The following is a 6,258-nucleotide window of genomic DNA, read 5'->3' on the forward strand; positions in this document are numbered from 1 at the left end:
CTCGTGGGCTCGGAGTTGTTTAAAACCCCCACCACCACTACGGCCCCTGACCCCCACCAAAACCACCCCCGCCCAACACCCGCCGCGGGCTTCGCTATGGGCGTGGCGTGGACGTGATCACAGTGCGTACCTGACGGTTTGCATCGGCCGGGCTCGTGCCTCACTCTGTGCGTTGTGCTGTGGGAACCGGAAGATGTGGTGCGGGGGCTCGACCCGTCGGAACAACGATTCGTCCGGCATGCCACCTTCACCGGACGCTCGGTGACCGTGCGCGGTGAACTCGACGCCGCTGCCCTCGGCGCGGCGTTCGCGGCACTGCAGCGCGCCTTCCCGATCCTGGTGTGCCGGATCGTCGAGGACGTCGAGGAGACCGGCATCCTGCTGCGCCCCGGGCATATCGAGCCCGTCGGCGCCTGGGTGAGTTTCGGTGATCCCGACGAGGTCAGGATCCCGACCGAATCGATGGACCCCGCCGATCAGCTGGGGTATCTGGATGTGGTTCTCGCCGAAGAGGATCGGGCGCGGGTCACCCTGTTCGTGCACCACAGTGTCGCCGACGCCGGGCATTGCGTCGAACTGTTCGCGCGGCTGTGGGATTACTACACCGACCACGTCGAGACCGGGTCGATCGCGGTCGGCGCACGGGAGTATCCGGTGTCGCTGGAATCGCTACTGGCGCGGCGGGGGACCGAGCGTGGACCGCGGTCAGGTCTGGAGACCGTGACCCGTCCGCTCGTCGTCGCCGACGCGGTGGGCGTGGTCGAGCCGTCGCCGCAGGCCACCGCCGCGCTGGCCAGGCCCGCGCGAATCCAGTTGGACCTCGCCGAGACCGCACGGGTGCTCGACCTGGCGCGGACCCATGCGGTGAGTGTGAACGGGCTGGTCACCGCGGCGGTGCTGCGGGCGTTCACGTCGGTCTACGACGTGGCGGAGGTCGGCTGTGTCTACCCGGTCGACATGCGCAGGCGACTCGACCCGCCGATCGAGGCAGCGGCCGGCACGAACATCTCCGGCCTCGCCGCCTTCACCACCGACACCGCCGGGACCGACGACATCGTCGCCCTTGCCCGGCGGATCGGCACCAGCCTGCACGACGATCTGGCGACCGGCGTGATCGAACAGTCGGTCCTGCACTTCCCGGATTTCTTCGGCCCCACCCGCATCCACTCGACGGCCGGGCACATCGCCCTCACCAACACGGGCACGGTGCCGACCTTCCGTGCGCCCACGGGCCTGATCCTCGACGACTACGAGATCGTCTACCTGTCCGCGCATCCCCGCCCGTCGACGGGCGCCTCGGCGGCGGTCACGTTCCTGGTCTACACCTACCTGGGCAGGCTGACCATCGGCAGGCTCGGCGGCGGTGTGCGCGCGGCCGCACTACTGCCCGCCGTGGCCGCCGAGCTGACCTGGCGGGCCGACCACGAGGCCGCGACCGCCTGAGGCCAAGGCGTGTGGCTTGCGCACCGCGCCGAGCGACACAGCGACTCGACCGTACGGCGGAAGGCGCTGTCGCCGACGATCCTGGGGACGACATTGCCGGGCAACCCTGTCGAGCTCTTCGAACGATCGGCGATGTGTCGACCAGGCTCGGCGCCACCTCCAGCACCTCGGTGAGGGTGAGATGCGATATCGGATCCGCCGAGCACGCCGAGCCCGGAAGGTGAGGCTACTGGTCAGCGCGGTGCGAGCGGCTCTTGCAGCTCGGTCACCCAGCTGTCGGGATCGGGCGTCCACTCCAGGGTGACCTCACGGACCGGCGCCGCGGTGCGGTAGCCGTTGTCCTCCACCCAGCGGCCCAACGCCTGCCACGCCGAGCCGATCCCAGCGACGTTGCCGTGGTAGACGGCCGTCGCCACGCTCTCGTGCGCGGGCAGATCGACGATCGAGAACCCCGGCGCCGCATCGGGTTCCACATTCACCGGCACGCACGCGTGGATGTCGACGGTCCCGTCGTCGCGCGCGTCGTAGTAGGCGATCGCGGGTCCGGCGATGGCGATGCCCGCCTGTGCCAGCCGATCGCTGAGATCGCCGAACAGCGGCTGGATGACCGGGCTGATCGCCTGCGGCTCGAAACCCGCTGCCCGCCCGGTCGATTCGGCCACCCGTACGGCGGGCACCGACTTGATCACCACATCTTGATCGGGCATGTCGCCCTCCTTCTCGATGATGCGGAGTCTCGCTTCGACATCGGTCAACCGGGCGTGGTCGGCCGCGATCTGTTGTTCCAGCTCGGCCCGGCGCAGCGTGAGCATGCCGCGCAGTTCCTCCGGGCCGGGACCTGGATCGAGCATCCGGCCCACCTGTTCCAGCGTGAACCCGAGCTCCTCGAGCGCGACCACGCGGTTGAGCCTGGCCAGCTGCGCGGCCGTATAGAACCGGTACCCGGTGGCCGGGTCGACCCGGGCGGGCCGCAACAATCCCACGGCGTCGTAGTGGCGCAGCATGCGCACCGACACCTGACCGTGTCTGGCGAAATCTCCGATACTGAACATGACGCCTTCCGGTGTACGACCTCACACGGTGTGAGGGTCAAGCCGAACGGGCCGTCGGGCTCATGCTCGCCCCAGCGGAGACCGGTCGCGCCGGAAGTGCACCGGTCGGTGCCGTGGTCAGAACCGGCCACCTCGGCTGACCCGGCGCGATCCCGACGATCCGCCGTAGGAACCCGGCCGGTACCCGCCCCCGCCGAATCCGCCCCCGCCGAATCCGCCGCCGCCGAATCCGCCGCCGCGTCGCGTCGCACCGCCGATCGAGCCGCGCAGGAAACCGTCGAGCAGAATGCCACCGAGCACCGCACCGGCCTGCGATCCGCCGCCAGCCACCGGTTGCCTGGCCTCCCAGGCGCGCACGCTCGCCTGCGCCTGCTGCAATGCCCGTCCGCCGAGGTCGGCGGCGGTCTGTGCGCTGGTCAACGCGCGATCCGGTGCGGTCCCCGCCAGCCTGCGCGCCTCGTCGAGATGACGCTGCGCCTCCGACAGCCGCGTGCGCGCCTCTGCATCGACCCCACCGCGCCGGGTGGTGATGAACGAGGACGCCGCATCGATCCGAGCGGCCGCGTCGGTGAGCGTGCGATCGAGCCTGCGCCGCAGATCCTCCACGGCGAGTTTGCGATCCGAGGCCGCCGCGATCGCCCGGTCCAGCTCGGCATCGACGGTCACCGCCTCGTGAAAGGCGCCGAGCGGATCGGATTCGGCGGTGGCCGCAGCGGTATCCACGGTGGTGTCGGCCCTGGTGACCGCGGCGGCCAGTTCGGGACCGCCGAATTCGGTCAGCCCCGAGGCCGCGGTGAGATCGGCGCGCAGTTCGTCGAGGGCGGCGGGCAGCCCGTCGCGTGCCTGCTGGATATTCGTCGCCGCCTGGTCGACCGCATCGAGCAAGGTGCGTGCCTGACCGATCGCGCCCTCGGCCCCGCGGATCGCCGCGACCGCCCCGCCCTGCTGACCGACCGGCCTGGTCAGCGCGGTGCGGGCGGTGTCGATGTTCTGCTCGGCGAAGGTGATTCGCTCCGTCGCCATCCGCACGTTGTCGTGGACCGGGGCTAGTACCGACGCCGGGTAGGCCGAATTCAGCCGGGCCAGTTCGGCTTCGGAGGCGGGCTTGCGCGCGGTCAGGTCGACGATGTCGCGGGTCAGCCCGTCCAGCCGGGCCGGTGCGTCGATGAGCAGATCGCGCATCGCGTCGAAATCGGCGACCTGGGCATCGAGTTCACGGTCGGCCTTGCCCGCCGTGGAGATCAGCTCGATCAGCATGCTGCGCTGCTGGTCGGGGGTTTCCGGGACGGCGTCGTCGAGTTGCTGGCGGATCGTGAACGCCTTGGCGGTGGCGGCACGGGCCGCGTCGAGCGCGGTGCGGAACGGTGTCACCGCGGTCTCGCCGAATTCGCTGGTGGCCAAGGCCAATTCCTCGGAACTGGTGCGCACGGCATCGTCGATCTCGACGAGCCGTTCGCGTGAGAGTGCCTGCAAGGTCGGCAGCGACAGTTTCGCCAGCGCGGCCGAATCACCCGGGTCGACGGCACGGGCGGTGCCGAGTTCGGCGCGGTCACGGTCGCGACGGCGCTTGCGGGAGAACAGGAGCAGGCCACCGGCGAGGAGAACGACCACCAATCCGATACCGACGAGCCACCCCCACGGCACCCCACCGCCGCGCATCGCCGACCCGATACCGTCGGCGGTGTCGACTCCGGCCTGCGCCCATTTGCGTTCGCGCAGATCAGGTTCCACCGTGCCCGCCAGCAGCGAATCCAGCTCGCCGTCGCTGACACCGTCGGGCAGGATGCCGTCGAGCCAGTAGCCGCGATCGTCCACGGCCACCGCGAGCAGCAGATCGTGATCGCTGAAACCGGACAGCTCGGAGGTGCGGGCCGCCCAGTCGCGCGGGGCCATCGCGGCGAAATCGCGTACGTAGATCACCCAGAGCTTGACCTGGTGATCGCGGTAGAGCCGGTCGACCGCCGCGAGCACCCTGGCCTCGTCGGCGCCGCTGAGCACATCCGCGCTGTCGACCACCTGCGGACCCATGCGCGAGGGCGGCTCCGCGGTCGCGCTCGGCGCGCAGAGCAGGCTCACCGCGGCGAACACCGCGCAGAGCAGGCCGGCCATCGCGCGCACCGGAACCGATCGTGGGGCCGAACTCTTCCTCGACAGCGGCATGTGTCGAATCTAACGGGCGCGCGGCGACCGCGGGTGCGGCGGCGCGGGGCGTGGCTTCTACGATCGGCGCATGGTCACAGTCGATCGCCTCTACACCGGACATGTCACCGCAGGCGCGGCCGCCCAGCAGCGGGACGTGCCCGGCGCTCGGATCGTGAAGATGTCCGTCGGCCCGATGGACAACAACACCTACCTCGTGCAGAGCACGGCCACCGGCGCCGCGGTGCTCCTCGACGCCGCCAACGACGCCGCGCGCATCATCGACCTGATCGGCCAGGAAACCCCCGGCCAGATCGAGCTGATCGTTACCACCCACCAGCACCCCGACCACTGGCAGGCGCTCACCGAGGTCACCACCTCACTCGACGTCCCGACCGCCGCCCACCCCCTCGACGCGGGCATCCTGCCGGTGCACCCCGAGCACCTGCTCGCCGACGGCGACACCATCCAGGTCGGTGACCTCGTCCTCGAGGTGATCCACCTGCGCGGCCACACGCCCGGCTCGGTCGCGCTGGCCCTCATCGACGGCGCGGGCCGCACCCACCTCTTCACCGGCGACTCCTTGTTCCCCGGTGGAGTGGGCAAAACTCACAGCCCAGCCGACTTCGACACCCTGCTCACCGACGTCACAACCAAGCTGTTCGACCGCTACCCCGACGACACCGCCGTCTACCCGGGCCACGGCGACGACACCACCCTCGGCGACGAGCGCCCCCACCTCGACGAGTGGCGCGACCGGGGCTGGTGAACCGGTCCCAGCGCAATAAAGAACGGCACCAGACGCGGGCCGAGGTGCCGTTCTCCGACGGTCCGAACGCCGTCGACTCCGACGGTTGTCACACCGTCAACCCGAGGCCGAAAACGAGACCGGCGATTCGGGTCACGTGACCTCCCGATGACGAACGGAGGCCGCGAGGAGATGTAGTTGTTCGGTTGGGCACCCCCTTCGAGGAACCGCGATAAACAACAATAATTCGGTTGAGTTGCCGCCTGCCCCGCTGTGCAGGCGACCGTGGGCGGGACACCCGGTTGCCCGGACCACCCAGCGGGGCGCCCTGCCGTCGCAGGTCACCACTACCCAGTACACCCCTCGGACAAGGCGATGTCGAGTGCCTCGGCTACTCGAATCGAGGGCCTGGTCAGGCCATGGTCGCCCTGGCCCGATCCAGGTCGACCTTCGCGCCGCGCATCGGCGTGCCCTCCGCGGCGAGCATGCCCCTGGCCTCGCCGTCGTGGCAGGTCGCGGGCGTGCCGTCGGCATAGGTGACCCGCCACCACGGGATGTCGTCGCCGAGCAGACTCATCGCCCGCCCCACCTGGCGCGGACCCACCCCGATCTGCTTGCCGATATCGCCGTAGGTGGCGACCCGGCCGGGCGGGATGGCGGCGACCACCTCCCGCACCTGATCGACGAAGCTCATGGCAGTAAATGGAAGTCCAATGCGGGCCGTGACGGTAAGGCTTGCGGCCGACCGTTCACCGGACCGGAATCGGGTGGTGACCGCTGGCATGATCGGTCGTCGGACCGACCTGGCAGACTGATCAGGATGAAATCGGGTTTCCCGCGAACGGCCGCTCCTGCCCCGGAGGCACACCATGGGCT

At 70.0% G+C, this 6,258-nt stretch carries 5 protein-coding genes; 2 read left to right on the forward strand and 3 right to left on the reverse strand.

The features are described from left to right. Positions 1–174 precede the first annotated feature (174 nt). On the forward strand, positions 175–1,443 hold the full coding sequence (locus ACFWPJ_RS02145) for an acyltransferase (RefSeq protein ID WP_378846012.1): 1,269 nt from the start codon (positions 175–177) through the stop codon (positions 1,441–1,443). Positions 1,444–1,676: 233 nt separating this feature from the next. Here the strand turns inward: ACFWPJ_RS02145 and ACFWPJ_RS02150 are convergent, their stop codons facing one another. Both ACFWPJ_RS02150 and ACFWPJ_RS02155 read right to left on the reverse strand, forming a co-directional pair. Further along, positions 1,677–2,495 (reverse strand): MerR family transcriptional regulator, encoded by an 819-nt coding sequence (locus ACFWPJ_RS02150; protein WP_378846014.1) that lies wholly within the window; start codon positions 2,493–2,495, stop codon positions 1,677–1,679. A gap of 117 nt (positions 2,496–2,612) precedes the next feature. Next, positions 2,613–4,604 carry a TPM domain-containing protein gene (locus ACFWPJ_RS02155; protein ID WP_378846016.1) on the reverse strand — a complete coding sequence of 664 codons (1,992 nt, stop codon included), beginning with the start codon at positions 4,602–4,604 and terminating at the stop codon, positions 2,613–2,615. Between the two features lie 121 nt (positions 4,605–4,725). Here ACFWPJ_RS02155 and ACFWPJ_RS02160 point away from each other — a divergent pair, with 121 nt between their 5' ends. Beyond that, positions 4,726–5,403 carry an MBL fold metallo-hydrolase gene (locus ACFWPJ_RS02160; RefSeq protein ID WP_378846017.1) on the forward strand — a complete coding sequence of 226 codons (678 nt, stop codon included), beginning with the start codon at positions 4,726–4,728 and terminating at the stop codon, positions 5,401–5,403. A 391-nt stretch (positions 5,404–5,794) separates the two neighbouring features. On the opposite strand, the gene ACFWPJ_RS02165 is transcribed toward ACFWPJ_RS02160, so the two are convergent. After that, positions 5,795–6,076, reverse strand: coding sequence for an MGMT family protein (locus tag ACFWPJ_RS02165; RefSeq protein WP_378846019.1), 282 nt, complete (start codon positions 6,074–6,076; stop codon positions 5,795–5,797). Between the last annotated feature and the right edge of the window lie 182 nt (positions 6,077–6,258).

Source organism: Nocardia sp. NPDC058497, from assembly GCF_042720195.1.
Taxonomy (GTDB): Bacteria; Actinomycetota; Actinomycetes; order Mycobacteriales; family Mycobacteriaceae; genus Nocardia.

Bases quoted from the DNA above. Each gene is read 5' to 3' on its own strand.
- ACFWPJ_RS02150 (WP_378846014.1), bottom strand. From the start codon at position 2,495: ATGTTCAGTATCGGAGATTTCGCCAGACACGGTCAGGTGTCGGTGCGC.
- ACFWPJ_RS02155 (WP_378846016.1), bottom strand. From the start codon at position 4,604: ATGGCCGGCCTGCTCTGCGCGGTGTTCGCCGCGGTGAGCCTGCTCTGC.
- ACFWPJ_RS02160 (WP_378846017.1), top strand. From the start codon at position 4,726: ATGGTCACAGTCGATCGCCTCTACACCGGACATGTCACCGCAGGCGCG.
- ACFWPJ_RS02165 (WP_378846019.1), bottom strand. From the start codon at position 6,076: ATGAGCTTCGTCGATCAGGTGCGGGAGGTGGTCGCCGCCATCCCGCCC.